General features: G+C 26.9%; 27 protein-coding genes. 20 read left to right on the forward strand and 7 right to left on the reverse strand.

The features are described from left to right. Positions 1-5: 5 nt before the first annotated feature. From EJL03_RS01865 to spo0A, 6 genes are all read left to right on the forward strand, one after another. On the forward strand, positions 6-824 hold the full coding sequence (locus EJL03_RS01865) for a TlyA family RNA methyltransferase (RefSeq protein ID WP_125152266.1): 819 nt from the start codon (positions 6-8) through the stop codon (positions 822-824). Positions 825-828: 4 nt separating this feature from the next. Then, positions 829-1,653 (forward strand): NAD(+)/NADH kinase, encoded by an 825-nt coding sequence (locus EJL03_RS01870; protein WP_125152267.1) that lies wholly within the window; start codon positions 829-831, stop codon positions 1,651-1,653. Between the two features lie 26 nt (positions 1,654-1,679). Beyond that, positions 1,680-2,132: an arginine repressor gene (locus EJL03_RS01875; protein ID WP_125152268.1), complete on the forward strand. Its 453-nt coding sequence runs from the start codon at positions 1,680-1,682 to the stop codon at positions 2,130-2,132. A gap of 10 nt (positions 2,133-2,142) precedes the next feature. Next, complete coding sequence (gene recN, locus EJL03_RS01880) at positions 2,143-3,843, forward strand: DNA repair protein RecN (RefSeq protein ID WP_125152269.1); 1,701 nt, start codon at positions 2,143-2,145, stop codon at positions 3,841-3,843. A 234-nt stretch (positions 3,844-4,077) separates the two neighbouring features. Continuing rightward, entirely contained in the window at positions 4,078-5,289 is a 1,212-nt protein-coding gene (gene spoIVB, locus EJL03_RS01885) for a SpoIVB peptidase (protein WP_125152270.1), read from the forward strand. A 243-nt stretch (positions 5,290-5,532) separates the two neighbouring features. After that, complete coding sequence (gene spo0A / locus EJL03_RS01890; RefSeq protein WP_125152271.1) at positions 5,533-6,345, forward strand: sporulation transcription factor Spo0A; 813 nt, start codon at positions 5,533-5,535, stop codon at positions 6,343-6,345. An 889-nt stretch (positions 6,346-7,234) separates the two neighbouring features. Here the strand turns inward: spo0A and EJL03_RS01895 are convergent. Together EJL03_RS01895 and EJL03_RS01900 are read right to left on the reverse strand one after the other, a co-directional pair. Further along, positions 7,235-7,498 (reverse strand): hypothetical protein, encoded by a 264-nt coding sequence (locus tag EJL03_RS01895; protein ID WP_125152272.1) that lies wholly within the window; start codon positions 7,496-7,498, stop codon positions 7,235-7,237. Between the two features lie 20 nt (positions 7,499-7,518). Continuing rightward, a complete protein-coding gene (locus EJL03_RS01900; protein WP_125152273.1) occupies positions 7,519-8,781 on the reverse strand; it encodes a Y-family DNA polymerase in 1,263 nt (420 codons plus the stop codon). 538 nt (positions 8,782-9,319) lie between these two features. On the opposite strand from EJL03_RS01900, the gene EJL03_RS01905 reads away from it, so the two are divergent. After that, the gene (locus tag EJL03_RS01905; protein WP_125152274.1) at positions 9,320-10,045 is read left to right on the forward strand and encodes a polysaccharide deacetylase family protein; all 726 of its coding nucleotides are present in this window, start codon (positions 9,320-9,322) and stop codon (positions 10,043-10,045) included. A 287-nt stretch (positions 10,046-10,332) separates the two neighbouring features. After that, positions 10,333-10,509: a hypothetical protein gene (locus EJL03_RS15905; RefSeq protein WP_164508973.1), complete on the forward strand. Its 177-nt coding sequence runs from the start codon at positions 10,333-10,335 to the stop codon at positions 10,507-10,509. 59 nt (positions 10,510-10,568) lie between these two features. On the opposite strand, the gene EJL03_RS01910 is transcribed toward EJL03_RS15905, so the two are convergent. Continuing rightward, complete coding sequence (locus EJL03_RS01910) at positions 10,569-11,057, reverse strand: YhcN/YlaJ family sporulation lipoprotein (RefSeq protein WP_243108594.1); 489 nt, start codon at positions 11,055-11,057, stop codon at positions 10,569-10,571. A 140-nt stretch (positions 11,058-11,197) separates the two neighbouring features. On the opposite strand from EJL03_RS01910, the gene spoIIM reads away from it, so the two are divergent. The 8 genes from spoIIM to scpB all read left to right on the forward strand — a co-directional run bounded on the left by spoIIM (position 11,198) and on the right by scpB (position 18,964). Continuing rightward, the gene (gene spoIIM, locus EJL03_RS01915; RefSeq protein ID WP_125152276.1) at positions 11,198-11,824 is read left to right on the forward strand and encodes a stage II sporulation protein M; all 627 of its coding nucleotides are present in this window, start codon (positions 11,198-11,200) and stop codon (positions 11,822-11,824) included. Positions 11,825-12,153: 329 nt separating this feature from the next. Then, a complete protein-coding gene (xerD, locus tag EJL03_RS01925; RefSeq protein WP_125152278.1) occupies positions 12,154-13,032 on the forward strand; it encodes a site-specific tyrosine recombinase XerD in 879 nt (292 codons plus the stop codon). Between the two features lie 98 nt (positions 13,033-13,130). Beyond that, positions 13,131-13,946 (forward strand): purine-nucleoside phosphorylase, encoded by an 816-nt coding sequence (locus EJL03_RS01930; RefSeq protein ID WP_125152279.1) that lies wholly within the window; start codon positions 13,131-13,133, stop codon positions 13,944-13,946. Between the two features lie 20 nt (positions 13,947-13,966). Next, entirely contained in the window at positions 13,967-14,794 is an 828-nt protein-coding gene (locus tag EJL03_RS01935) for a purine-nucleoside phosphorylase (RefSeq protein ID WP_125152280.1), read from the forward strand. A 24-nt stretch (positions 14,795-14,818) separates the two neighbouring features. Then, positions 14,819-16,123 carry a pyrimidine-nucleoside phosphorylase gene (locus EJL03_RS01940; RefSeq protein ID WP_125152281.1) on the forward strand — a complete coding sequence of 435 codons (1,305 nt, stop codon included), beginning with the start codon at positions 14,819-14,821 and terminating at the stop codon, positions 16,121-16,123. A gap of 151 nt (positions 16,124-16,274) precedes the next feature. Then, positions 16,275-17,456: a D-alanyl-D-alanine carboxypeptidase family protein gene (locus EJL03_RS01945; protein ID WP_125152282.1), complete on the forward strand. Its 1,182-nt coding sequence runs from the start codon at positions 16,275-16,277 to the stop codon at positions 17,454-17,456. A gap of 187 nt (positions 17,457-17,643) precedes the next feature. Then, positions 17,644-18,396 (forward strand): segregation/condensation protein A, encoded by a 753-nt coding sequence (locus EJL03_RS01950; protein WP_125152283.1) that lies wholly within the window; start codon positions 17,644-17,646, stop codon positions 18,394-18,396. Further along, positions 18,383-18,964 (forward strand): SMC-Scp complex subunit ScpB, encoded by a 582-nt coding sequence (gene scpB / locus EJL03_RS01955; RefSeq protein WP_125152284.1) that lies wholly within the window; start codon positions 18,383-18,385, stop codon positions 18,962-18,964. Before EJL03_RS01950 ends, scpB begins: the two co-directional genes overlap by 14 nt. Positions 18,965-19,002: 38 nt before the next feature. Here scpB and ytfJ read toward each other — a convergent pair whose 3' ends face one another. After that, positions 19,003-19,452, reverse strand: coding sequence for a GerW family sporulation protein (gene ytfJ, locus EJL03_RS01960; RefSeq protein WP_125152285.1), 450 nt, complete (start codon positions 19,450-19,452; stop codon positions 19,003-19,005). A 16-nt stretch (positions 19,453-19,468) separates the two neighbouring features. Then, entirely contained in the window at positions 19,469-20,017 is a 549-nt protein-coding gene (locus EJL03_RS01965; RefSeq protein ID WP_125152286.1) for a DUF2953 domain-containing protein, read from the reverse strand. Positions 20,018-20,165: 148 nt separating this feature from the next. Between EJL03_RS01965 and EJL03_RS01970 the strand changes: the two genes are divergently transcribed. The 4 genes from EJL03_RS01970 to EJL03_RS01985 all read left to right on the forward strand — a co-directional run bounded on the left by EJL03_RS01970 (position 20,166) and on the right by EJL03_RS01985 (position 23,752). After that, entirely contained in the window at positions 20,166-21,302 is a 1,137-nt protein-coding gene (locus EJL03_RS01970; protein ID WP_125152287.1) for a D-alanyl-D-alanine carboxypeptidase family protein, read from the forward strand. Between the two features lie 191 nt (positions 21,303-21,493). Next, positions 21,494-22,630 carry an iron-containing alcohol dehydrogenase gene (locus EJL03_RS01975; protein WP_125152288.1) on the forward strand — a complete coding sequence of 379 codons (1,137 nt, stop codon included), beginning with the start codon at positions 21,494-21,496 and terminating at the stop codon, positions 22,628-22,630. Between the two features lie 7 nt (positions 22,631-22,637). Next, positions 22,638-22,823 carry a hypothetical protein gene (locus tag EJL03_RS01980; protein ID WP_125152289.1) on the forward strand — a complete coding sequence of 62 codons (186 nt, stop codon included), beginning with the start codon at positions 22,638-22,640 and terminating at the stop codon, positions 22,821-22,823. Between the two features lie 32 nt (positions 22,824-22,855). Then, on the forward strand, positions 22,856-23,752 hold the full coding sequence (locus EJL03_RS01985; RefSeq protein ID WP_125152290.1) for a chemotaxis protein: 897 nt from the start codon (positions 22,856-22,858) through the stop codon (positions 23,750-23,752). 58 nt (positions 23,753-23,810) lie between these two features. Here EJL03_RS01985 and EJL03_RS01990 read toward each other — a convergent pair whose 3' ends face one another. Both EJL03_RS01990 and EJL03_RS01995 read right to left on the reverse strand, forming a co-directional pair. Continuing rightward, complete coding sequence (locus EJL03_RS01990) at positions 23,811-24,989, reverse strand: DEAD/DEAH box helicase (RefSeq protein ID WP_125152291.1); 1,179 nt, start codon at positions 24,987-24,989, stop codon at positions 23,811-23,813. A 127-nt stretch (positions 24,990-25,116) separates the two neighbouring features. After that, positions 25,117-25,479, reverse strand: coding sequence for a phage holin family protein (locus tag EJL03_RS01995; protein WP_125152292.1), 363 nt, complete (start codon positions 25,477-25,479; stop codon positions 25,117-25,119). Positions 25,480-25,610 lie beyond the last annotated feature (131 nt).

Here is a 25,610-nt window from a genome sequence, read left to right on the forward strand (position 1 = left end):
TAAACATGTCTGAAAAGAAAGTTAGACTAGATGTATTGTTGGTTGAAAAAGGTTTTTTTGAGTCAAGGGAAAGAGCTAAGGCTAGCATAATGGCAGGAGAAATATTTATTGATGGGATTAGATTCGATAAATGTGGAGAAAAAGTTAAAGAAAATTCTAATGTAGAATTTAAGGGTGAAAAAATGCCTTATGTTAGTAGAGGTGGATATAAATTAGAAAAGGCTATAAGAAACTTTGATATAAATTTAAAGAATAAAACATGTTTAGATATAGGTGCAGCTACAGGAGGATTTACAGATTGTATGCTCCAAAATGGAGCTAGCAAGGTTTTTGCTATAGATGTAGGTTATGGGCAACTTGCATGGAAACTTAGAACAGATCCTAGAGTTATATGTATGGAAAGAACAAATTTTAGATATGTAACTTATGATGATGTAGGTGAGTATGCTGATTTTGGTAGCATAGATGTATCTTTTATTTCTTTAGAAAAAGTAATTCCTCCAGCTTTAAAGTTATTATCTGATAAAGGAGAAATGGTAGCTTTAATTAAGCCGCAGTTCGAAGCCGGAAGAGACAAGGTTGGAAAAAAAGGGGTAGTTAGGGAGAAAAGCGTTCATGAAGAGGTAATTAATAAAATAGTCCTCTTTGTTAAAAAATCCAATTTAAAAATTAAAGGATTGCAGTATTCACCAATAAAAGGGCCTGAAGGCAATATAGAGTATCTTATTTATTTTACCAAGGATAAAGAATATAATGAAAAATTTTCTATAAATAATATAAAGGATATAGTAGATATGTCTCATGAAAATTTAGATGAGAGGTAATTACATGAAAAAAATAGGGATTAATGTTAATTCGAATAAAGATTTTGATGGTAGAATATTAGAATCTTTAGTATTAAAAATAAGAGAAGTTTGTAAAAATATAGAAACAATATCATATAAGGATTCTGTAGGATTTGAAAATGAGACCACTAAAGATTTAGATATGGTTATAGTACTTGGTGGAGATGGAACTATACTAAAATCATCTAAATACTTAGCAAAATATAATGTTCCTATATTGGGAATTAATATAGGACATCTGGGCTTTTTAGCAGAGGTAGAAAGTTCAGAATTAGACTTTGCAATAAGAAGTATTTTAAACAACAATTATACTATAGAAGAAAGAAGTATGATACAGTGTTATATAAATTTTACTGATAAAGTAAACACATATCATGCTTTAAATGATATTGTAATATCTAAAGGTGTCATAGGAAGAGTTGTAAAGTATAATGTACATATTGATGGTAATTATTATACTACTTTTGTATCAGATGGAGTTATAGTATCTACTCCAACAGGATCTACAGCATATTCACTTTCTGCTGGTGGGCCTATAATATATCCAACACTTAAGGTTATGTGTTTAACACCTATTTGTTCCCATTCTTTAGGTATGAGGAGTATAGTTCTTAATGAACATAGTAATATAAAGGTTACATTTGAAAAAAAATTTGGAGATGTGCATTTATCAATTGATGGACAGGAAACAATTGATTTATCAGGTGTAGATAATATAGATATAAAAGCTTCTCCTTATAAATGTAGACTTATAAAATTAAATTATCAGGATTATTTTAGTATATTAAGAAAAAAATTATACTTATAAAATTAAGAAATAAGAAGGTGAAAAATATGAAGGTTACACGTCATGCAAAAATATTAGAGCTTATAGCTTCAAAAGATATAGAAACTCAAGAGGAGTTGGCAGAAGAACTTAAAAAAAGTGGCATGAATATTACTCAAGCTACTGTATCTAGAGATATAAAAGAGTTAAAACTAATAAAAGTTTTATCAAATAACGGTAAGTATAAATATGCTACTATAAATCATAAAGAAAATTATATTTCTGATAAACTTGTAAATATATTTTCTCAATCTGTTATGAGTGTAGAAAATGTAATGAACTTTGTAGTAATAAAAACACTTCCAGGTTCTGCTGCGGGAGCTGCAGAAGCTATAGATTGTTTTAGGTTTGATGGGATAGCAGGAAGTTTAGCAGGAGATAATACAATTTTTGTTATGGCCAGAAGTGAAGAACAAGCAGCTGAAATAACTCAAAAGATGAAAAAAATGATAACAGGATAGGTGGATTATAATGCTTCTTCAGTTAAATATAAAAAACTTTGCATTAATAGAAGAATTAAGTATTTCCTTCGAAAAAGGATTTAATATCCTTACTGGTGAAACTGGTGCAGGGAAATCTATATTAATAGATGCAATTAACTATGTATTGGGTGGAAAATTTAATAAGGATCTTATAAGAACAGGAAAAGATAAGACCTTTGTAGAAGCTATTTTTACATTAGAAAATGAAAAGACAAAAGAAGAACTTATAAATAAGGGAATAGAATATGAAGATTATATAATAATAAGTAGAGAGACTTTTCAAAGTGGAAAGAGTATAACTAAAATTAATGGAAGAACTATACTTTTATCAGCTCTAAAATCTATAACGGAAACTTTACTAGATATACATGGTCAACATGAAAATCAAAATTTATTAAATACCTCTAAACATTTAATGTATTTAGATTATTTTGGAGAAGCTAGTATAAAAAAAGAATTAGAAGAATACAGGAAATGTTATAATGATTTAAAAAAAATAGAAAAAAAAATATTGGAATTGTCAGGAAATGATGGTGAAAGAGAAAAGTTAATAGACTTTTTAAAGTTTCAAATAGATGAAATAAATAATGCAAAATTAAAAATTGAAGAAGAAGAAGAGTTAAATGAAAAATTTAATATATTATCCAATTCTGAAAAAATAAGCAAGGTTTTATCTTTAAGTTATGAAGTTTTATATAATGGAGAAGAAAGTACGCCATCTCTTTTAGATAGTATTTCTTACATATTAAAAGATTTAAGAACTGTTGAAAATCATATGGAAAAAATAGAATCTATTACAACTTCTTTGCAAGAAGTTTATTATATTATACAACAAATTACACAAGATGTGAGAAGTATAAAAGAAGATATATATTATGATGAAGATGAGCTTAACTTTATTAATAGTAGGCTATTTCAGCTAGCAGCATTAAAGAAAAAATATGCACCAGATATAAAAGGAATTATAGAATATAAAGATAAAATAGAAAAACAGTATGAAGATTTGTTACATAGCAGTGAAATAATAGAGAAGTTAAATAATAATAAGAAGGTAATATTAAAATCTTTAAAACTTAAAGCTTTGGATATTAATAAAATAAGGGTTAATGTTGCAAAAACTTTAGAAAAAAATATTAAAGAAGAGTTAAATTATATAGGAATGGGAAAAAGTTCATTTAAAATACAGGTAAATTTTAATGAAGTTGATTTTAATGAAAATGGAATGGATACAGTTCAATTTTTAATAGCCACTAATCCAGGAGAACCATTAAAACCTCTTGAAAAGGTGGTATCTGGAGGAGAACTTTCAAGAGTAATGTTAGCTTTAAAAACTGTGTTTGTAGATAAGGACAAAATACCTTCTGTAATATTTGATGAAATAGATACAGGAATTAGTGGAAGAATTGCGCAAAGTGTAGCAGAAAAAATGTATGTAATATCAAATAAGCATCAAGTTTTTTGTGTTACTCATCTTCCACAAATTGCAGCTATGTCAGACTATCATTATTTAATTAGCAAAAAAATATGTAAAAGTAAAACTTATACATTGGTAAAACAACTTTCTATTGAAGAAAAAGAAAAAGAAATAGGAAGAATGATTAGTGGAACAGAAATGACTGAACTAACTTTAAAGAATGCTCAAGAAATGGTAAAGATGGCGGAACATAAAAAACATGAACTTATAAGTTAAAATTTTGTATAATTTTTTTAAAATTACTTTAAATAAAATTTGATACAAAAAGATATATTTTTTTATTAAAAAGGTTACAATATAACTATTATTGTAACCTTTTTTTTGTCTCATTGTTATAAATTTAGTTTATACAAGTAATAGTTGACTACATATACAAAGATATCACAGCATAATAAAACTTTTAAAAGGGCAACTTAAATGTATACAAAAGAGCAAACAGGAGGTATAAACATGAAAAAAATAAAAAATAAAATATTTTGTTCTTTTATAATATCCATCCTGTTAATTACAGTAGTTGCCTATTATAAAGCATATAATGTACCAACTACAATATTTTTAAGAGAAGGTCAAAATTTTGAATCAAATAAATTTGTAAAATTAATAGAGGATGATAGTATAAAAACATCTCAGGGTATAAGTGGAAATGAAAAAAGCGCAAATGTTAGCTTACTAGGGTTACTTAAAATAAAGTCTGTATCTATAAAATCTATTCCAAAAGATCTTTCTGTATATCCTGGAGGGCAACCAATAGGAGTAAAGTTAAATACAAGAGGAGTTTTAGTAGTAGCACTTTCGGATTTGGAAACAGAAGAAGGTAAAGTGCCAAGTCCAGCAATAGATTCTGGTATTCAAATTGGAGATAGTATAGTAAAAGTCAACAATACAAAAATAAACAGCTCCGAAAAGTTGGCTTCCGAAATAAGTAGTAGTAAAGGAGAAGAAATACAATTAGTAATAGAAAGAAAAAATAATACATTAAATACAAAAATAAAACCAATAAAATGTTCAGACAGCAATTATAAAATAGGACTTTGGGTAAGAGACTCTACAGCTGGAGTTGGAACATTAACTTTCTATGATGAAAATTCTAAGATATTTGGTGCTTTAGGTCATCCTATAACAGATGTAGATACAGGAACTATATTAAATGTTAATTCTGGTCAAATAGTACAGTCTTCTATAGTATCTGTTAGAAAGGGGCAAAAAGGTACTCCTGGTGAATTAAAAGGAATTTTCATAGATGAAGATGTAGTATTAGGTGAAATTTTTAAAAATACTCAATGTGGAATATTTGGAAAATCTAATATGGATATAAATAATAAAGCAAATAAAAAAATGAAGTTGGCACTAAGAAATGAAATAAAAGAAGGACCAGCTCAAATACTTAGTACAATTGACGGAAATGAGCCTAAGCTGTATAATATATTGGTAGAGAAATTATTACCACAAAGTTCACCTGGTCCCAAAAGTATGATAATTAAAGTTATAGATAAAGAATTATTAGCAAAAACAGGTGGAATTGTCCAGGGAATGAGTGGAAGCCCAATTATACAAGACAATAAAATAATTGGTGCAGTCACGCATGTTCTTATAAATAAACCAGATACAGGATATGGAATTTATATTGAGTGGATGTTAAAAGATGGAGAAGTAATAAAATAAAACTAAGTAAAATAAAAGTGAAGTAAAATAATGTTTAAAATTTTTAATAAATGACTAAGATTATAATATAATGAGATTATTTTTACTAAACTGTATCCTTGTAGATAGCAGTAATATGATTGCTATCTATTATTTTATATTGTTATGAAAAAATTTTCTTATTAAAGAAGGAATTCTCATTCTTTTGTCGAAATTATTAATTGCTAAGATATGGGAATTAATATGTAAAGGGGAGTAGTTATTATGGAAGACTCAAAAATAAGTGTTGTTATTGCGGACGATAATAAGGAATTTTGTAATATTTTAAACGATTATTTACTAAACCAAAGAGACATCGTAGTAGTTGGAGTAGCTAAAGATGGAGTGGAAGCATTAAAACTAATAGAGGACAAAAAACCAGATTTAGTTGTTTTGGATATAATTATGCCTCATCTTGATGGTTTAGGAGTATTAGAAAAGTTAAATGGCATGGATATAGAACCAATGCCAAGAATCATAGTATTATCGGCTGTAGGACAGGATAAAATAACTCAAAGAGCAATAACTTTAGGTGCGGATTATTATGTAGTAAAACCATTTGATATGGATGTATTTACAAAAAGAATTAGGCAAATGTTTAATAATACAATATCAAGTGATGAAGTTAAAAGAACAGTACCTATAATTGAAAGTGGAGAAATTAGAGTAAATAGAAATGAACCTATAGACTTAGAAGCGGAAATTACCAACATAATACACGAAATAGGTGTACCAGCTCATATTAAAGGTTATATGTATTTAAGAGAAGCAATAACTATGGTAGTAAATGATATGGAATTGCTATCTGCTGTAACAAAGGAATTATATCCATCTATAGCTAAAAAGTATAATACAACCGCTAGTCGTGTGGAAAGGGCTATAAGACACGCTATAGAAGTAGCGTGGTCTAGAGGACAAGTAGATACAATAAACAGGATATTTGGCTATACGATACATAATGATAAGGGTAAGCCAACTAATTCTGAGTTCATTGCTATGGTAGCTGATAAGTTAAGATTAAAAAATAGAGTTAGCTAGGATAGTAATATATGCTTTACGGTGTATATACACTATACGGATAGACCAACTGATAACTTTTTAAATTAAATAATATATTAAATTTTAAAAGACACTTTTGTATCAGGATTTTTCTTGATACAAAAGTGTCTTTTGTTTTGTCTTGAATAATAAAAATTTACTACTATATTTGTGCCAAAGGTTTTGGAATAAGAATTTGTATATCAATTCTTTAGTTATATGGTGTTATTGCTATAGTATATTCAGCAATAGGAGATATAACAAAAAAATTATTAATAAAGATGATATATAATATAAAATTGAAGAGTGATATATTTGAATGTTATTATATAAAAAGTGGATTATAATAAATCATATATATTAGTTAATAGTATCTTGTAGAAATATAATAAAAAAGAACTAAGATAAGATATGTTGATATTGCGGTAATAGTTTGTATTAATGGAAAATTATTTATAATAATTGAGATGGAATATAATCACATGATATTCCTTTAATAGTAATTTTTTTATAAATTAATTTTTAAATAGAATCTCTATATTATTTTTATTAAATAGTTTTTTAATCGTTATATTTCTCCTTATGTAAATTAATTTTTATTCTATTATACATAAAAGTATCTTATGGAATAGACTTTTTTATAGTGACTTTCCTATAGAGTAGATTTTATTTAAATTTAGTCTTTTAAAATTAGTTCTATTAAAATGATTTAATCTTCACAGGAATGATGAATTTTTTAGGAGAACAATTTTTTGAAGATAGAGTTACTTCTATATTGGCATCAGGGTTAACCAAATATATATATTTAAAATTTAATTGTTAAAAAGCACCTTTTATCTATATGTTTAAGATTTAATATACAAAAGGTAATATTATTTTCATGAAAAAATTAAATTTTCCATAATATCCATTTACATGAGTTTATTTCATATTTAATTTCGTAAAGTTTTTCAATTCCATTAATGTAACTTTTACACCTATATACAAGCATAGGATTACCGGCTAGATGTTCTTTATCTCTAATTAAAATATCATTAATTTTAATGATAGTAAAACTTTCGTCTTTATTTTTAAATCTAAAACGAACGGGAGTAGGTATTCCATTTTCGTCAAACCAAACAACCATTTGAACTATTTTATTAAGGATTTTCATAATTTAAAATCACACTCCATTTATAATTTGCTATTCATAATAGGATAATCAAAATCCCCAACTCCACCAGACATATGATAAATTCCTGAATTAATAAAACAAGAACGTTTAATTGCAGTAGCACCATATTTTTGTCTTATTTTATCAATTGTTGAATCAATAGATTTTTGTTTTTCAATACTTTTATTTTCAAATAATGAATATTGACAAAAATCATTACTATATAAATCAGCTACATGAATTCCTAAATGTCTAATAGGATTACCTTGCCAATACTCATCAAAGAGTTTATAAGTGACTTCAGCAATTTTTTGTGTAGAGTCTGTGGCAATATATAATTTTTGTTGGTGAGAATAGAAATTAAAATCATTTTCTTTTATATTAACTGATATTACTCTACAACAATTATTTGATTGTCTTAAGCGTGATGCTACACGCTCACATAAAGACAATAAGATTATATGTGCAGTTTGTTTATCAGTAACATCAAAGGGGATAGTTGTGCTATTACCCATACTTTTTATATTAATATGATTATTTTTTTTTACTTCTGAGTTATCTATTCCATTTGCATAATTCCAAAGCATGACACCATGACTTTTTAAATGGTTTTTAAGAATTTCCACATCATAGTTTGCCAAATCTCCAATAGAGAATATATTTAATTTATGAAGTTTAAGTAATGTAGCTTTACCTACCCCAAACAAGTTTTCCACGGGAAGTTTCCACATTTTGGATTCAATTTCATGAGGAAATAGAGTAGTAATTGCATCAGGTTTTTTCATATCTGATGCAACTTTAGCCAAAAGTTTGTTACTGGATATACCTATGCTTACAGTGAATCCTAGATTGTTTTTAATTTTATCTTTAATTTCATAGGCTAGTTTAATATAATTAGGGTAATGATTCTTCATATCTGTGAAGTCCAGCCAACTTTCATCAATGGAAAAACGTTGAACTATAGGAGTATAGTTTTCAAAGAGTTTATGCATTGCATTACTACATTTAATATATAGATCATATTTAGGTGGCACTATAATTAGATTAGTACATTTATTTTTAGCAGAATACAAAGGTTCACCTGTTTTTATATCAAACTTTTTTGCAGGAATACTTTTGGTTAATACGATACCATGTCGTAATTTTTCATTGCCACCTACAACTGAAGGAATCTTTCTTAGATCAGTAAGCTCTCCATGTTGTAATCTGTAAGCTGCCTCCCAACTTAAGTAAGCAGAATTAACATCTATATGAAATATTAATCTTTTAGAATTATTTTTCATTGTTTATCTTCCTTTGCCAATTAGTATATCCATATTATACGGAACATATGTTCTTGTGTAAAGTGGTATTTTATTGAATATTTTTATCTGTGAAATCTTTAGTTTTAAAAGAATCATAATATAGTTATGAAAATAAGAATGGGTAATAATCACATTGGTATATTGTTGAAGAAAGCAGAAAAAGCCATAACACTAAAAATAGTGATACAGCTTTTAAAAATAATATTGTGGAGGTTGCTTATAAATATGCTATCATGTTATTTTCAAAATAGGAGTTAAGAGGAATATAAACTATGATATTTCTAGTTACTATTAGTATGTTCTAATTATACTTTTTTATACTATTAATTAAACTTTCATATGATATGTTTGTTATTATAAATATAATGAAGATGAGGTATTATGTTTAATAGAATTAAAATTGTTGTTTAAAATATAATATTTATATAATTTTAATGTATAATCATATTTTCTAATAAAAATAAAAATTAGTGAGATAATATATTATTGATGATATACTTACACAAAGGAGAGGGAAATGAGAAAATTTTTAATTAAAATTTGTATAATTTTTATTTTTATATGTTCTTTATTTATAACCAATGTGTATGGTTTTGATAAAAAAATAGAAGCTATAGACGATTCAAAGGATAGTAAAATAATATATTTAACATTTGATGATGGACCTAGTTGTAATACTGGTAGTATATTAAATACACTAAAAACATATGATGTTAAGGCTACATTTTTTCTTATAGGAAACCAGATTCAGGGACAAGAAGCTATAGTTAAAAGAATTGTAAATGAAGGACATAGCGTTGGACTGCATAGCTATACTCATAAAACTAAAAGTATATATTCTAATAATGAAAGATTTATTGATGAAATGTTAAAATGTCAAGATGAAATTTATAGAGTAACAGGTGTTAAAACAAATATAATTAGGTTTCCCTGTGGGAGCGCTAAAAGACTAAATAGTGGATTTAAGGAAAAATTAGAGTACCAAGGTTTTAAAATATATGATTGGAATATTGACTCAGGAGATGGAATAAAACCTAAAACTGCCCCAGATAGGTTGTTTAAACGTTCTATCGAAAATAAAATGGGGAAAAATCCTGTAATATTGCTTATGCATTGTGATTATTGTCAAAAAAATACTTGTAAGGCGTTACCTAAAGTAATTAAATTCTACAAGGATAAAGGATATGAATTCAAAGTAATAGATAAATCAACTCCTGAATATTATTTTCCATTTAAAAAATAATATGCTTGTAAAATCTTTAGTTTATATAATTAGTGCACTAAAGATTTTTTCTTTAATTAATTTTTAAGAAAATTTAAAATATTTATCTGTTTTAAGTACATATTTTTTAGAATTTGCATATAATATTAATATAAATTGTTAAAAATTTAATTAGCAATACATAGGATAAACTTTCTAACAGCTCATCAGAAAAATAAAAATATTTAGAAAATATTTTTATTTTAGCAGGAATTTTTTCATTTTTATAGAAAGTATAATTATAGAAAATAAAGAGAGGGGTATAAGTCATGGATGAAAATTTATTAAAATTATTGGAAAATATATCTTATAGTTTAAAAGACATTGATAAAAAATTATCAAAAATGGAGGAAGAAAACCAGGGAGAAGATAGTTATTTAATTAACAATAAAAATTATAGTAATAACATTTTTTCTAATTCCATAGATATAGAAGATGTTTTATAAAAGAAAACTTCCTCTATTAACTTTAAAGTTAATAGAGGAAGTTTTTTATGTTATAAATTTTAACTTGGTATAATTCTTCTAAATATCTCTTCTATTTCATTTCCGAATTCTGACAAAGGTCTACCTTCTTTAATTCCATTACCTACATTAGTTATTCTGGTAATCACATCTGGATCTGCAGAAACAGCTACTGTTTTAATTTCTGTATCCGTTTCTTTTACTTTAGTATCCACTTTATTTTTTAAATCATCTGTTATTTTTCCCTCGGCATTATTCTCAATGTTGACACCTACTAACGCTCTTTCTTCAGAAATAACTACATTAGCGGTTTTTATTCCTGGAATAGAAGCTACAGCAGTAGCAATTTTCTCTGCTCTTTGAGAGAGATTTTTAGTTTTTTCGTCCATTTGTTCTGTGCCTTTTTCCTGGGCTTGCTGTGTATTATTTTTGGACTCTTGTGCAGTTTTATTATTAGTTGAGCATGCCATTATATTCAAAGAGAACGCACAAACTAATAATAAAGTCATAATAGAATATTTAAAATTCATTTTTATCACCTCTTTATGTATTATGTGCAATTTTAACATTTTTATAAAGTTTATTGAAAATTTATACTTAATATTTTATTCATATACTTTATAAAAAAATCATAAATATAAAAAGATAGTAAACAAAAGGGGGAGAATAAATGGGGAAGAATAATTTTTTACAAAATTTTAGTGATCATATAAGATTAAATTTTTGGCTGTATGTTATAAGTCTCATATTTATATTTACTGGAGTAGTACTTGGAATATATAGTGTAAAATATATGCCATCTGTTAATAAAAATGACCTTTTAAGTTATTTAAATAGTTTTGGAGAGTATTTAACAACAAAAGATTTAGATTATAGATTTATACTTATTCAAAGTATAAAAAGTAATATTCCTTTTATAGTAGTAATTTGGTTTTTAGGAATGACTATGATAGGAATACCTATTATACTTATAATTGATTTAATAAAGGGATATACATTAGGGTTTACTATAAGTTTTGTTATAAGTAGTGTAGGTATTAAGGGGTTTAATATGGCTATGCTAGGAGTCATACCTCAAAACATAATATATGTGCCTTGTATAATATTTTCTTCTGTTTTAGCTATGGAGTTTTCTTTGAATTTTTTAAGAGAGAGAATTAACAATAAACTTTCAAGTGGTTTATTAGTTAAAGTAATGTCATATTCAGTATCTTTCTTAGTAATATTTTTTGCTATGTTTTTTGGATTTGTTATAGAGGCTTATATTACACCTAATATATTAAAAATTATAGTTTAAAAGCTAAAATAACAGATTGGAAGTGGTAAAATGAAAAGCATTAGCATTATCATAGAAATTGTGATTAGGTTTTTAAAATGCTTTTTTATATTGTTGGTATTTGGACAGTTTTTACCTAAAATATTGGACTACATATTGTATAATTTTATTGAGAAGATGAATGTTTATGATAATAGTATTTTGGTATACAATATACTAAGTAGAAATAAAAATATATTATATAATTATATATATATTTTTAATGAATTTTTAAAATTTTGAAGGTTTTGCATTATTTTTGTTGAATTAAATACTAATAAACATATTTGTTTATGATAGGAGAATAATCTATGGATGAATTAATTAATAATTATTTAGAGTTTTTAAGAAAAAAAAAATTAAGTAAAAATACCTTAGATGCTTATGCTAGAGATATAAAGAGGTTTTGTCAATTTGTTGTAAAAAGAGATGAAGACATATTATCAATTGAGGAAATAACTGTAATGGCATATGTACAAGAGTTGCAAAAATCAAAAAAGGCTAATTCTTCTATTGTAAGAAATATAGTATCTATAAGAAATTTTTATAGATATCTTAATAGAAAGGGGATTATAGAAGATAATCCTGTTATAAATTACGAAATACCTAAAATAAAAAGGAATATACCACAAATACTTTCCATAGAGGAAGTGGATAAGCTATTAGAAGCACCAGATTTAACTACACAAAAAGGTATAAGAGATAAGTCCATGCTTGAAGTTATGTATGCAACTGGAGTAAAGGTAAGCGAATTATTAAATATAACTATTTTTGATGTTAGTTTAAAGTTATGCTACATAAAGTGTAAGGGAAGTAAAAATAAAGAAAGAGTTATCCCAATAGGATCCTATGCAATACAATGTTTAAGTGAGTATTTGAAAATCAGACCAGATCTTAATATATATAATTTAGATTATCTCTTCTTAAATTTAAAAAGTACAAAAATGACAAGACAGGGTTTTTGGAAAATAGTAAAATATTATGCAAAATTAGCTGGAATAAATAAAACTATAAATTCCTATACATTAAGGCATTCATTTGCGGTGCATCTTCTTCAAAATGGGGCTGATATAAAATCTGTACAAGAACTTTTAGGACATAGTGATATGGCTGCAACTCAGATATATTCTACTATATCTAAAAAGAGTAAGATTGCTGAAGTTTATAAAAAAGCTCATCCTAGAGCTTAAGCATGTATAGAATAAGAGAAGTTTATAATTGTATGTTTATGCTTTAGATAGTAGTTTATTAATAATATATAGTTAATTTCAAATGAGGAGGAAAAATTATGAATTTAGAAATAATAAGTGAGAGTGTTAAATACATAAAAAGTAAGATAAAAAACAAACCTGACATAGGAATAATACTTGGGTCAGGTCTTGGAGATATGGCAGAAAGTGTTGAAAATAAAGAGGTAGTTAAGTATGAGGATATTCCGAACATGCCTAAATCTACTGTAAAGGGTCATAAGGGACAATTTGTTTTTGGTAGATTAAAAGGTAAAAGTGTAGTAATGATGCAAGGAAGAATACATTTCTATGAGGGTCATGAAATGGAATCTTTAGCATTACCTATTCATATTATGAAAAATTTAGGAATCAAAACTTTAATAGTTACTAATGCAGCAGGAGGAGTAAATAAAAGCTTTACTCCAGGAGATTTAATGATAATAACAGATCATATAAATCTTGCGTTTACTAATCCGTTAATAGGTAGAAATGAGGAAGAGATAGGGCCAAGATTTCCAGATATGAGTAATGCTTATGATAAGGATTTAGTAAATCTAGCTAATGAAATTGGTAATAAATACAATGTGAATTTAAAACAGGGAGTTTACGCTATGATGACAGGACCAACTTATGAGACACCGGCGGAAATAAAAATGATAAGAATCTTAGGTGGAGATGCGGTTGGTATGTCAACGGTTCCAGATGTAATAACGGCTAAGCATTGTGGCCTTAAAGTATTGGGAGTATCATGTATAACCAATATGGCGGCAGGCATATTGGATCAACCGTTAAATCATGAAGAGGTTATGGAGACCTCTAAAAAGGTGAAAAATAACTTTATAAAATTGATTAGTGAAATAATAGGGGCAATATAATTAAAGGGGATGATGTTATTATGGAACTAATTAAAAAAGTTAGAGAGGCTAAAGAATATATAAATAGAATTGACAATAGTGAAATCGATATAGCTATAATATTGGGAACAGGTTTAGGAAGTTTAGGAGAAGAAATAAAGAATAAAAAAGTAATAAAATATACACAAATACCTCATTTCCCAACGTCAACGGTTTTAGGGCATAGTGGGGAACTTATAATAGGAGATTTAATGGGAAAAAGAATTTTAGCTATGAATGGAAGATTTCACTATTATGAAGGATATAATATGCAAAACATTACCTTTCCAATAAGGGTTATAAATGATTTAGGAATAAAAAAATTAATAGTTTCTAATGCTGCAGGAGGAATGAATGAAAGATTTAATCAGGGGGATCTTATGATAATAACAGATCACATAAATCTTATGGGGGATAATCCTTTGATAGGCAATAATTATGAAGAATTTGGACCGAGGTTTCCCGATATGAGTAATGCTTATAATAAGGAGTTAATTAATTTGGCAAAGGATTGTGCAGATAATTTAAATATAAAAGTTAAAGAAGGTATATATATAGCAGTATCGGGACCAACATATGAAACTCCAGCAGAACTTAGAATGCTAAGAAAAATAGGTGGAGATGCAGTTGGTATGTCAACTATACCTGAGGTAATAATAGCAAATCATATGAAAATGAAAATTTTAGGTATTTCATGTATAACAGATATGGCTATTGCAGATAATTTGGAGCCATTGGATCATGCCAAAGTAGTTGAAATTGCAAATAAGTCAAAAGATAAATTTGTAGACTTAGTAAAAGAAATAGTATTTGAAATGAAGTCAAATTAATTAGCAGTAGGAGGTATGAAATTTATGAGGATGTATGATATTATTTTAAAAAAAAGAAATGGGGAACAGTTAACAACTGAAGAACTAAATTTTTTTGTGGATAATTATACAAACGGCAATATTCCTGATTACCAAGCATCAGCATTATTAATGGCTATTTATTTTCAAAAAATGAGTAAGAAAGAGACTTCAGATTTAACTATGGCTATGGCAAATTCAGGGGATGTACTTGATTTATCTTCAATAAATGGTATAAAAGTGGATAAACATAGTACAGGAGGAGTAGGAGACACTACAACTTTAGTATTAGGGCCCATGGTAGCTTCTCTTGGAGTCCCAGTGGCTAAGATGTCAGGAAGAGGTCTTGGTCATACTGGTGGAACTATAGATAAATTAGAATCTTTTAAAGGATTTTCAGTAGAGATGTCTGAAGAAAAATTTATAGAAAATGTAAATAAAATAAAACTTGTAGTAGGTGGACAAACTGGTAATTTAGCTCCTGCAGATAAGAAGTTATATGCATTAAGAGATGTAACTGCCACGGTAGATAGTATATCTTTAATAGCTTCTAGCATAATGAGCAAAAAAATAGCATCAGGTGCTGATGCTATAGTATTAGATGTGAAAGTTGGACAAGGTGCCTTTATGAAGACAAAAGAGGAGGCAATTGAACTTGCAAGTGAGATGGTTGAAATAGGTAAGAACTTAAATAAGAAAACAGTTGCCATAATATCAGATATGGACCAACCTTTAGGATTAGCTATAGGAAATGCTTTAGAGGTTAAAGAGGCTATTAATACTTTAAAAGGTGAGGGACCTAAAGATTTGTTTCATTTATGTCTTACTTTAGGAGCTAATATGTTGGTATTGTCTAAAAAGGCAGATACAGTTAAAGAAGGAGAAAAACTTTTACTACAGTCAGTTAAAAGTGGAAAAGCTTTAGAAAAATTAAAAGAGTTTGTAAAAGCTCAAGGAGGAGATACATCTTTTATAGATAATACAGAAAACTTTCCAAAGGCTAATTATATAATAGCAGTAAAAAGTAAAACAAAAGGTTATGTAAAAAAAATATGTGCTGAAAAAATAGGATTAATTGCTATGGAACTTGGAGCAGGAAGAGCTACTAAAGAAGAAAAAATAGATCTTTCAGTAGGATTAGTTTTAAATAAAAAAAGAGGAGATAAAGTATTAGTAGGAGATATCCTTTGTTATATCCATGCTAATGATATGCAAAAAGCTAAGAAAGCAGAGAGAGAAATATTAGACAGTTATAAAATATCACAAACATTTACTGGGGATATTCCACTTATATATAATATATTAAAATAAATAAAGAGGTTTTGGAATCTGTATTCTGAAACCTTTTATTATTTTTTTTGAATTGTAATATAAACAAATATGAAGTTTAATACATGTTTTTTATGGATAAATTTTTGAAAGAAAGGAGAAAATACTATTGAAAGGAAGGAGGAATTTATCTATGAAAAAAATCCATGTAAAGTTAATAGCATTAAATTTATTTTTACTATTATTATTCCAGGCCGTTATAGTACCCATTAAGGTTAAAGCCGCTGGTGAAGAAATAAAAGTAGATGCCCAATCAGCATTGCTTATGGAACCAGTGTCTGGTAAAATAATATTCGAAAAAAATCCACATGAAAAATTAGCGCCAGCATCGGTAACTAAGATAATGACTATGCTTTTAGCTATGGAGGCTATAGATTCCGGTAAAATAAAATTAACTGATAAAATAACTGTAAGTGAAAATGCAAAACTTAAAGGTAAGAATGGAAATAGTAGTATGCTATTAGATACAGGAGAAGTAAGAACTGTAGAGGAAATTTTAAAGGGAATAGCTATAGCTTCAGGGAATGATGCTGCTACTGCTATGGCAGAATATATAGCGGGAAGCGAAGAAGCCTTTGTTAACATGATGAATAAAAGGGCTGAAAAGTTAGGAATGAAAAATACTACCTTTAAAAATTGCACAGGACTTTCTGAACCAGGACATTTAACAACTGCTTATGATATATCTATAATGTCAAGGGAACTCTTAAAGCACCCTAAGGTACTTAAATATACAGGAACCTATATGGAAACCATATCGGAGGGAAGAAAGAGTCCTATTGGACTTGTAAACCATAATAAACTTGTAAGGTTTTTTAAAGGGTGTGATGGACTTAAAACAGGATTTACAAATGAAGCAAAGTATTGTATATCGGCTACGGCAGTAAGAGATGGAGTTAGGATGCTTTCTGTTATAATGGGATCACCAACCTATAAAGTTAGAAACAAAGAAGCAAGTTCACTTATAAATTATGGATTTTCTAAATATGAGAGTAAAAAGGTAATTAAAAAGGATGAATCAGTTGAAAAGATAAAGATAGGTAAAAGTGAAGATAAATTTTTTATGGCAAAGGCATGTGAAAATTTAAATTGTATAGTAGAAAAAGGCACTAATAATAAAATCTCTAAAAAGTGTGTAGTGAATTTAGATAAGAAACATTATAATAAAGGTGATGTTGTAGGACACTGTGAAGTATATTTAGATGACGCATTGGTTGGAAAAGTGAAAGTATATTGTGATAGAGAAGTAAAGAAGGCTAGCTTTATTGATAATTTTAAGTTTAATATTAAAAACTTATTCAATAATGCTATATAGTATTAAATTATATGATAGTCTAAATTAGACTATCATATAATTTTTTTTGTGATTTAAGTATGTATATTGGACTTATATAAAAATTTTTTATAATATATAATAAAGAATATTATGTTAAAATAATTATACACATATAATAAATTTAAAAGTAAAAACTATTTATTTAGTTAATTAGGAGAGAGATTTAATGGCACTTAATATAAAAATAGATAATTTTGAAGGTCCTTTTGATTTGTTGCTACATCTTATTAAAAAGAATGAATTAGATATATATAATATAAAAATATCTCATATAACGAATCAATATATTACATATATAAATACAATGAAAGAAATGGATTTAGAAATAACTTCTGAATTTATAGTTATAGCAGCAACTTTAATAGAAATAAAATCTAAGGAATTATTACCTAAAGGTAATACAGATGAAATCGCTGCAGTAGTAGAGGAGGACCCAGAAAAAGTTCTCATATCAAAACTTATAGAATATAAAAAGTTTAAATATGCTGCATCTTTTTTAAAAGAGCAATGTAAAGAGGAAGGAATTATATTTACAAAAAAACCAGAAATAATAGAAATTAAAAGGGTAAAAGATAATGAAGAGATATTAAAAAATATCTCTATGCTGGATATATACAATATTTATAATGAGCTTATAAAAAATTATAAAAATAAAATTAATATAAATAGTATATCCACTGAAATACCCATTGATACCTACAAGGTTGAGGACAAGATATTAGAATTGCAACATATACTCATAAAAGATAAGAAAATATGTTTTTTAGATATTTCTAAAAAATGTACAAGCAAGATTGAAATAGTTGTGACTTTTTTAGCATTATTAGAAATGATAAAATTAAAGACTATAATAGTGCTACAAGAAAAGAATTTTGGGAACATATTTATAGAAAGAAGTGAAAGTATTGAAGGAAATTAATTTAACTCAAATAGAAATGGAAGAAGTTTCTATAAACAATAGACTTATGTCTGTAATAGAATCTTTATTATTTGTTAGTGGAGAACCTTTAAAAATAAAAGAAATAGCTAATATAATAGAGTGTGACATAAATTTTACGAATGTATTATTAAAAAATATGACTAATAAATATGAAGAGGATGATAGAGGAATAAAATTAATAGAAATAGAGGGAAGTTATCAACTAGTTACTAAAAAGAAAAATAGTGAGTTTATACAAAAACTTTTGAAAACCAATGTGAGACAATCCTTATCACAAGCTGCATTGGAAACATTATCCATTGTAGTTTATAAACAACCTATAACGAGGGTAGATATAGATGAAATAAGAGGTGTTAAGAGTGATAGGGCTATTCAAACATTACTTGAAAAAGAATTAATTAAGGAATGCGGAAGACTAGAAGTTCCTGGTAGACCAATACTTTATGCAACTACTGAAGAGTTTTTGAGACACTTTGGATTAGAAAATTTAAGTCAAATGCCTAGTTTAGAAAGTTTATTAAATGATCATAGCGTAAAGGAAAGATAAAGGTATATAGTGCTTTATTAGCACTATATACCTTTATCTTATTCTAAGGGTTCTACTTCTATAGTTCCACTTTTGTATGAATTATTTTCATTTTTGCACTTTTCTTTTTCAGAAGAATCTTTTTTAAACATATCTTTAAATGTATCTATTAGTTGAGGTACAGTATCTATAATTTTATCATAGGTATTATCTTGATCTAATGGTAGTAATCTTACAGAGTCAGGTTTTATTACTAAAAAAGCAACAGGTTTTACAGTAACACCTGCTCCTGAACCACCACCAAAAGGATATTTAGGATTGTCATTGTTTATTGTAGGACAAAATTCACTACCCCCAGAGGCGAATCCAAAAGATACTTTTGAAATTGGTAGAACTAGAGAGCCATCTTGCGTTTCTACAGGATCACCCACAATGGTATTAACATCTATCATTCCTTTAATATTTTCCATAGTACTTTTCATTAAATTTTCAATTGGATGATTTTCCATTAAATTACCTCCTAAATTAAAAGGCATTACTACCCTTTAATGTTTTTTTTCGACTATGTAAACTAAAAAATATTAATAACCCTATATGAATAATTTTAACTAAATTTATAAAAATTATACCTTGTATTTCAATATATAAAAATTCTTTATTAAATACTGGATTAACTTTTAAATCAATATGTTTTAAATTAAAGAAGAAATTTAAAATATTAAAGACAAAAGGATATAAGCTATAAATTAGACCATTTAAGATAGCTGTTATAGCAGCATCAGATAAACCATAGCCTATAGTTATATTAGTTGTTAATTTGGGTTTAAATATATTTTTTTTAAATTTTTCCATTATGATTTTTGCATTATCACCATCAATATTTTTTTTAGAAGACATTTCTTCCATATGATGTTTAAAGGTTAAGATATCTTTAGAACCATTTTTGGTACTTAAATTAAATTCTTTCTTTAAAAATTTAACGCTTATTTTATTTTTTTCATATTTAAAATTAATTTTTATGGAAAAAGGAAAAAATAAGATTACAAATAATAAAATTAAAAAAATTAACATCATATAAATTTAACCTCGGTCCTTATTTATTATTCTATATTATAGCCGTTAAATGTAATAATATACCTTTTCATTTACTTATTCCAATTAATGCATGAGTAATAAAATTAAATTTGAGGAAAAATAAATAAAGCAGAAAGAGGTGGATAAAATGAAAAGATTAACAAAGACTATAATCTATGGAGTTGTATTTTCCTTAATTATAAATATATTTTTACCTGTAAATTTTGTTAAGGCTAGTAATAAACAAGTTAAAATGGAAACAGATTTAAACATAAATGCAAGAGCTTATATAGCCATGGATGCAAATTCAAGAGTTGTACTTGAAGAAAAAAATTCTGAAACTATAATGCCTATGGCGAGCACTACAAAAATAATTACTTCTTTAGTAGCGTTAAAGTACGGAGATTTAGATAAAAAAGTTGAAATTTCATCAAGATCAGCCTCAATACACGGATCTACAGTGGGATATAAAAAGGGTGAAACTATAAGCATAAAGGAGCTTTTATATGGACTTATGTTAAGATCTGGTAATGATGCAGCCATAGCTATAGCTGAAGGTATAAGTGGCACAGTGGAAGAGTTTGTAAAATTAATGAATGAATATGCGGCTTCTTTAGGGCTTATTGATACACATTTTCATTCGCCACATGGATTAGATGATCCGGAACATTATTCTACTGCATATGATTTGGCTATTGTTACAGCAGAAACTAAGAAACATCCATTATTTAATCAAATAGTTAGTTCAAAAGATGTAGAAGCGAATAAATACAATTTTACAAGAAGTTATCATAATATAAATAAAATTTTATGGCAGATTCCATCTGCTAACGGAGTAAAAACAGGATATACTGGAGGAGCAGGTAAATGTTTAGTAACTTCTGTAAATGTCAAAGGGAATGATGTAATAATAGTAGTATTAAATGCCCCAGGCAGATGGAAAGAAACTTCAAAAATCTATGATTATGTAAGCAAAAACTACGAATATAAAAAATTTTATTCAAAAGGAGAAATAATAGATTCTGCACCGCAAGGTAGAAGTGATTTAAGATTAACTTGTGATAAAGATATTATAATTCCTATAAAAAATAATGGAGAATATTCAGTTAAAACAAGAGTACCAAAAGAAATAAATTATAATGTAAAAAAAGGCGAAAATCTAGGAACTTTATATATATTTAAACAAGATAAACTTATATTTAATTACGCCTTAAAGGCTGACAATGATTACAAAGTAAGTATAACTAAAAAGATTAAGTTTCTTCCCAGATTACTAGGAAAATAGTTTTTAAAATGAGAAGTGTTTAATTTAGATGAATTAAAATTTAATATATGATTAAATAAAGACTTAGGCATAATGCCTAAGTCTTTATTTAATTTATTATCATAAGATAATTTTATTATTATGATATAATAAAGATAATAATATTGTCCAATATATGGTATAGATTAATAGTGGTTTAGGAGGAATTTATAATGAAAAACTTGATTTTTGGAGGAAAGAAAATAGTAACAGGTATAAATTCTATAGAATATTTAAAAAACTTTAAAGAAGAAAGGGTATTTATAGTTACGGGTGCAGGTTCTATGGTTAAAACTGGAGTTGTAGCTAAAATAGAAAAAATACTAAAAGCTATTAGATGCCAGGTTTATTTGTACTCTGGAGTTAAGAAAAATCCAGACAAAGAGGATGTAACCCAGGGTATAAAAAAAATGCAAGAATTTAAACCAAGTATAATTATAGGACTTGGTGGTGGTTCAGCTATGGATGCAGCAAAAGTTATGAGTATTTTATACGAAAATAAATATATAAACTTTAATAATATATTATCATTGGAATTACCTAAAAAAAGAAAAAAAATTAAATTGATATTTATACCATCAACATCTGGTACTGCTAGTGAGGTAACAAAATCTGCTGTTATAACTTTTAAAGAGAAGAATTTAAAAATAGGTTTTAAAACAGAGGCGTTTATACCAGATTTAGCCATATTAGATGCTAATTTAACGATGACAATGCCAGATAATATTGTAGCTGAAACGGGAATGGATGCGTTAACCCATGCCGTGGAATGTTATATAAATGAAAAATCGGATGACTTTACTGATGTTATGGCTATAGGAGCAATTGAGGGAATAATAAAATATTTACCTATATCTTATGTACAGAAAACTTTAGAAAGTAGAGAAAAAATGCATAATTTTCAATGCTTAGCCGGATTAGCCTTCGCTAATGTAGGATTAGGAATGGCCCATGGAATATCCCATGCAGTTGGAGGAAAGTTTAACTTAGGTCATGGCTTAATTAATGCTATTGTTTTACCCTATGTACTCAATTTTAACTGTAGGAATATTAAAGTTAAGGAAAAACTGAGTAAGTTAGCAATAAGACTAGGAAAAGATGATTTTATAGAGGAAGTTATGTCATTAAATTCTTTATTAAATATACCTAAATCATTAAGTGAACTAGGTGTAGATAAAAATGATTTTTATGGTAACTTTGAGTTAATAGTTGAAAATTCTTTAAAAGGCTCAACAAAAGTTAACCCAGTAAAACCTTTAAAAGGGGAAATGGAAATGTTATTAAAGAGCATATGGAAGGGGGATATATAATAAATAAATGCAAAAGAAAAATAAATTAAAAATACGTGTGATAGTAGTATGTGTGATATTGTTGCTTCCGGGATTGTTGTTGAAACTTTCAGCATTTGACAATGTTAAACAAAGTACTATATACATATTAGGTATGATTGTTTTTTCATATTTTATAGGTGTATTTGTAAGTAATATTATATATGATAAATAATAATTAAAATTTAAAAAATGGTGGTGGGTATTGTGCAAAACAAAATACTATTAGAAACTGGTACAGGGGAAGTGGAGATATTAGAATTTGTTATAAATAATAAGCATTATGCTATTAATGTAATCAAGGTTAAAGAAGTAGTAGACATAGATAACTTAACTAAACTTCCGAATTGTCCCCCTTCTATAGCTGGTTTAATACTTTGTAGAGATGAAATAATAACATTAATCGATTTAAAATATATAATAGAAAATAAAAAAGAGTATAAAGAAAAGTTTAAAACCATAATATGTGAATTTAATAAACTTAGAGTAGCTTTTAATATTGATAGTATTGTAGGTGTACATCGCATTGCTTGGGATAAAATAACTAAGCCAGATGAAATATCAGCAAACTCTTTAGTCATAGGGAATATTGTTTTGGATAAAAAGATTATATTATTATTAGATTTTGAAAAAATAGTTACGGATATTAATCCTAGCACGGGGATTAGCGAAGATAAAGTTGTTCAGGTTAATTATAAGGATAGATCACATATCAAAATTGTTTTAGCAGATGATTCTGATTTAATAAGAAGATTATTAAAAGACACCCTTACGAAAGCTGGATTTAAAAACTTGAAACTGTTTAATAATGGTAAACTAGCATTAGATTATTTGTATGAGAGAGTGGATGAAAAAAAGGATAAGTTTATGGAGGACGTTGATTTACTAATTACTGATATTGAGATGCCACAAATGGATGGACATACTCTTACTAGAAAAATAAAAGAGCATCCTATATTAAAGAGATTGCCAGTGATAATCTTCTCATCACTAATTACTGAAAGTCTTAGGCATAAAGGGCAGGCAGTAGGTGCAAATGCTCAGTTAAGCAAACCAGAAGTAGGAGACTTAGTTGATTGTATAGATAAGTATATAGTTTCTTAAATAGAATAATAAGAATAGATATTTAAGACTGTCTATATATAGACAGTCTTAAATTATTTTATTTTAGTTTTTTAAAAGTATGAGGTACATGCGAATTTTTTACATGTAAATCCATAATGGAGCCCTTGTATATTTTTTTAGGTTTAATATTTATGTTAAATTCTTTTTCAAATTTATTAATCAAAAATAACTCTTGGGTTGTAATAATTGAAATAGCAGTTCCTATATTGCCAGCACGTCCTGTTCTGCCTACTCTGTGTAAATATTCTTTTGAATTTTCAGGTATGTCTAAGTTAAATATATGGGTTATTCCTTTTATATCTAGTCCTCTAGCAGCTAAGTCTGAAGCTATTAAAATATTTATTTTCCCATTTTTAAAATTATCTATGGCTTTTTTTCGATCTTCCTTTGATGAATTACCATATATTGAAGAACAATTAATGTGATGATATAAAAGTTTAGAATTTGTTAATTGTATCTCGCTGTTTTTATTTATAAAAACTATAGCTTTTTTAGTTTTTATAGAAGATAAGAGTTTTCTTAAGACTTCAATTTTATCTCTTTTTTCACAAATAAAATACATGTGATTAATATTATCACTAATTATAGTGGTGTTCTTTATTTTAATTATCTCTGGATTCTTCATTAGTTTTTTGGCAGTATTGATGGTTTTTTCATTGATTGTAGCGGAAAATACCATAAGTTGTGTATCTTTCATTACAGATTTAATTATGGCTTTAACAGGGAATAAATTATTTTCATCTAATAATCTATCACCTTCATCTATTACTATAGTTTTAATAGTATGGGCACTTATTTTTCGTTTCTTTATAAGTTCAAGTACTCTACCAGCAGAACCTACAATTATTTGAGGTTTTTCTTTTAATTTATCTATTTGTCTTTTAATGTTTACTTCACCTATTATAGCAATAGATTTTATATTTATATTAGAGTTTTTGGATAAAAGCTTAATTTCATTATGTATCTGCATAACTAGTTCATGTGTTGGAGCTAATATTATGGTTTGCATCTCCTTTTTAGAGGTGTTAATTTTTTCAAATAAAGGTAAAAGGTAAGCAAGAGTTTTACCTGTACCTGTTTCTGATTCAGCAATAATATCCTTATTTTTAAATACCAAAGGTATAACTTGATTTTGGACAGATGTAGGTTTAGTTATATTACTTTTTTTTAACCCCTCTATTAAAGAATTATTTAAATTATTAAATGAATTTATCATGTTTATCTCCTTCGCAAAGTATTATAGTAAAAAACTCCTATAATTCTATACGTAGCATATAATTTTGTCAATTTAATTTATATTAAATAAATTTTAACCCCCATGAAATTTTCCATGGGGGTTAGGATTACATTACTCTACCAGGTATAATCATATCTATTATTCCTATAACAAGGGATGCTAAAAGTGCTCCAATTATAGAAACACGCATATTAGGTACTATAAATTGAGTTATATAGATTATTATAGCTGCAACTAAGAAACCTTTTATACCTTTACCAAAAGGAGAGGCATCAATTCCCATATAGTTTTCAATTAATAAATCGATAACAGTTATTACTACTGCAGCTAAAAGCATTGGCCAAAAACCAACTATACTAAAACCAGGAGTGAAAAATGATGTAATGGCCAAAACAATGGCAACTAATATAAATCTTACTATATATCCTAATATACCTGGTTTTCTATCTTCAGTATTTCTATCATCCATAAAATAAAATCTCCTTTCAATGAATTTATTAAATAAGTTGTTCTAAGTATATTATGCTCATAAAATTTAAAAATATTAAAATGTTTATAGGAAATTATATATAGCGTTTTTTATATTACAAGGTTGAAAAA

The organism is Clostridium rectalis (assembly GCF_900626095.1).
Taxonomy (GTDB): domain Bacteria; phylum Bacillota; class Clostridia; order Clostridiales; family Clostridiaceae; genus Clostridium_AS; species Clostridium_AS rectalis.

Excerpts from the sequence above, each read along its gene's own strand:
- xerD (WP_125152278.1), top strand. The coding sequence starts at position 12,154 with ATGGATGAATTAATTAATAATTATTTAGAGTTTTTAAGAAAAAAAAAA.
- EJL03_RS01900 (WP_125152273.1), bottom strand. The coding sequence starts at position 8,781 with ATGAAAAATAATTCTAAAAGATTAATATTTCATATAGATGTTAATTCT.
- EJL03_RS01980 (WP_125152289.1), top strand. The coding sequence starts at position 22,638 with ATGCAAAAGAAAAATAAATTAAAAATACGTGTGATAGTAGTATGTGTG.
- EJL03_RS01975 (WP_125152288.1), top strand. The coding sequence starts at position 21,494 with ATGAAAAACTTGATTTTTGGAGGAAAGAAAATAGTAACAGGTATAAAT.
- EJL03_RS01870 (WP_125152267.1), top strand. The coding sequence starts at position 829 with ATGAAAAAAATAGGGATTAATGTTAATTCGAATAAAGATTTTGATGGT.
- spoIVB (WP_125152270.1), top strand. The coding sequence starts at position 4,078 with ATGAAAAAAATAAAAAATAAAATATTTTGTTCTTTTATAATATCCATC.
- EJL03_RS01950 (WP_125152283.1), top strand. The coding sequence starts at position 17,644 with ATGGCACTTAATATAAAAATAGATAATTTTGAAGGTCCTTTTGATTTG.
- EJL03_RS01945 (WP_125152282.1), top strand. The coding sequence starts at position 16,275 with ATGAAAAAAATCCATGTAAAGTTAATAGCATTAAATTTATTTTTACTA.
- recN (WP_125152269.1), top strand. The coding sequence starts at position 2,143 with ATGCTTCTTCAGTTAAATATAAAAAACTTTGCATTAATAGAAGAATTA.
- EJL03_RS01930 (WP_125152279.1), top strand. The coding sequence starts at position 13,131 with ATGAATTTAGAAATAATAAGTGAGAGTGTTAAATACATAAAAAGTAAG.
- EJL03_RS01935 (WP_125152280.1), top strand. The coding sequence starts at position 13,967 with ATGGAACTAATTAAAAAAGTTAGAGAGGCTAAAGAATATATAAATAGA.
- EJL03_RS01940 (WP_125152281.1), top strand. The coding sequence starts at position 14,819 with ATGAGGATGTATGATATTATTTTAAAAAAAAGAAATGGGGAACAGTTA.
- EJL03_RS01875 (WP_125152268.1), top strand. The coding sequence starts at position 1,680 with ATGAAGGTTACACGTCATGCAAAAATATTAGAGCTTATAGCTTCAAAA.
- EJL03_RS01910 (WP_243108594.1), bottom strand. The coding sequence starts at position 11,057 with ATGAATTTTAAATATTCTATTATGACTTTATTATTAGTTTGTGCGTTC.
- ytfJ (WP_125152285.1), bottom strand. The coding sequence starts at position 19,452 with ATGGAAAATCATCCAATTGAAAATTTAATGAAAAGTACTATGGAAAAT.
- EJL03_RS01865 (WP_125152266.1), top strand. The coding sequence starts at position 6 with ATGTCTGAAAAGAAAGTTAGACTAGATGTATTGTTGGTTGAAAAAGGT.
- EJL03_RS01905 (WP_125152274.1), top strand. The coding sequence starts at position 9,320 with ATGAGAAAATTTTTAATTAAAATTTGTATAATTTTTATTTTTATATGT.
- EJL03_RS01970 (WP_125152287.1), top strand. The coding sequence starts at position 20,166 with ATGAAAAGATTAACAAAGACTATAATCTATGGAGTTGTATTTTCCTTA.
- spoIIM (WP_125152276.1), top strand. The coding sequence starts at position 11,198 with ATGGGGAAGAATAATTTTTTACAAAATTTTAGTGATCATATAAGATTA.
- EJL03_RS01965 (WP_125152286.1), bottom strand. The coding sequence starts at position 20,017 with ATGATGTTAATTTTTTTAATTTTATTATTTGTAATCTTATTTTTTCCT.
- EJL03_RS01990 (WP_125152291.1), bottom strand. The coding sequence starts at position 24,989 with ATGATAAATTCATTTAATAATTTAAATAATTCTTTAATAGAGGGGTTA.
- EJL03_RS15905 (WP_164508973.1), top strand. The coding sequence starts at position 10,333 with ATGGATGAAAATTTATTAAAATTATTGGAAAATATATCTTATAGTTTA.
- EJL03_RS01995 (WP_125152292.1), bottom strand. The coding sequence starts at position 25,479 with ATGGATGATAGAAATACTGAAGATAGAAAACCAGGTATATTAGGATAT.
- spo0A (WP_125152271.1), top strand. The coding sequence starts at position 5,533 with ATGGAAGACTCAAAAATAAGTGTTGTTATTGCGGACGATAATAAGGAA.
- EJL03_RS01895 (WP_125152272.1), bottom strand. The coding sequence starts at position 7,498 with ATGAAAATCCTTAATAAAATAGTTCAAATGGTTGTTTGGTTTGACGAA.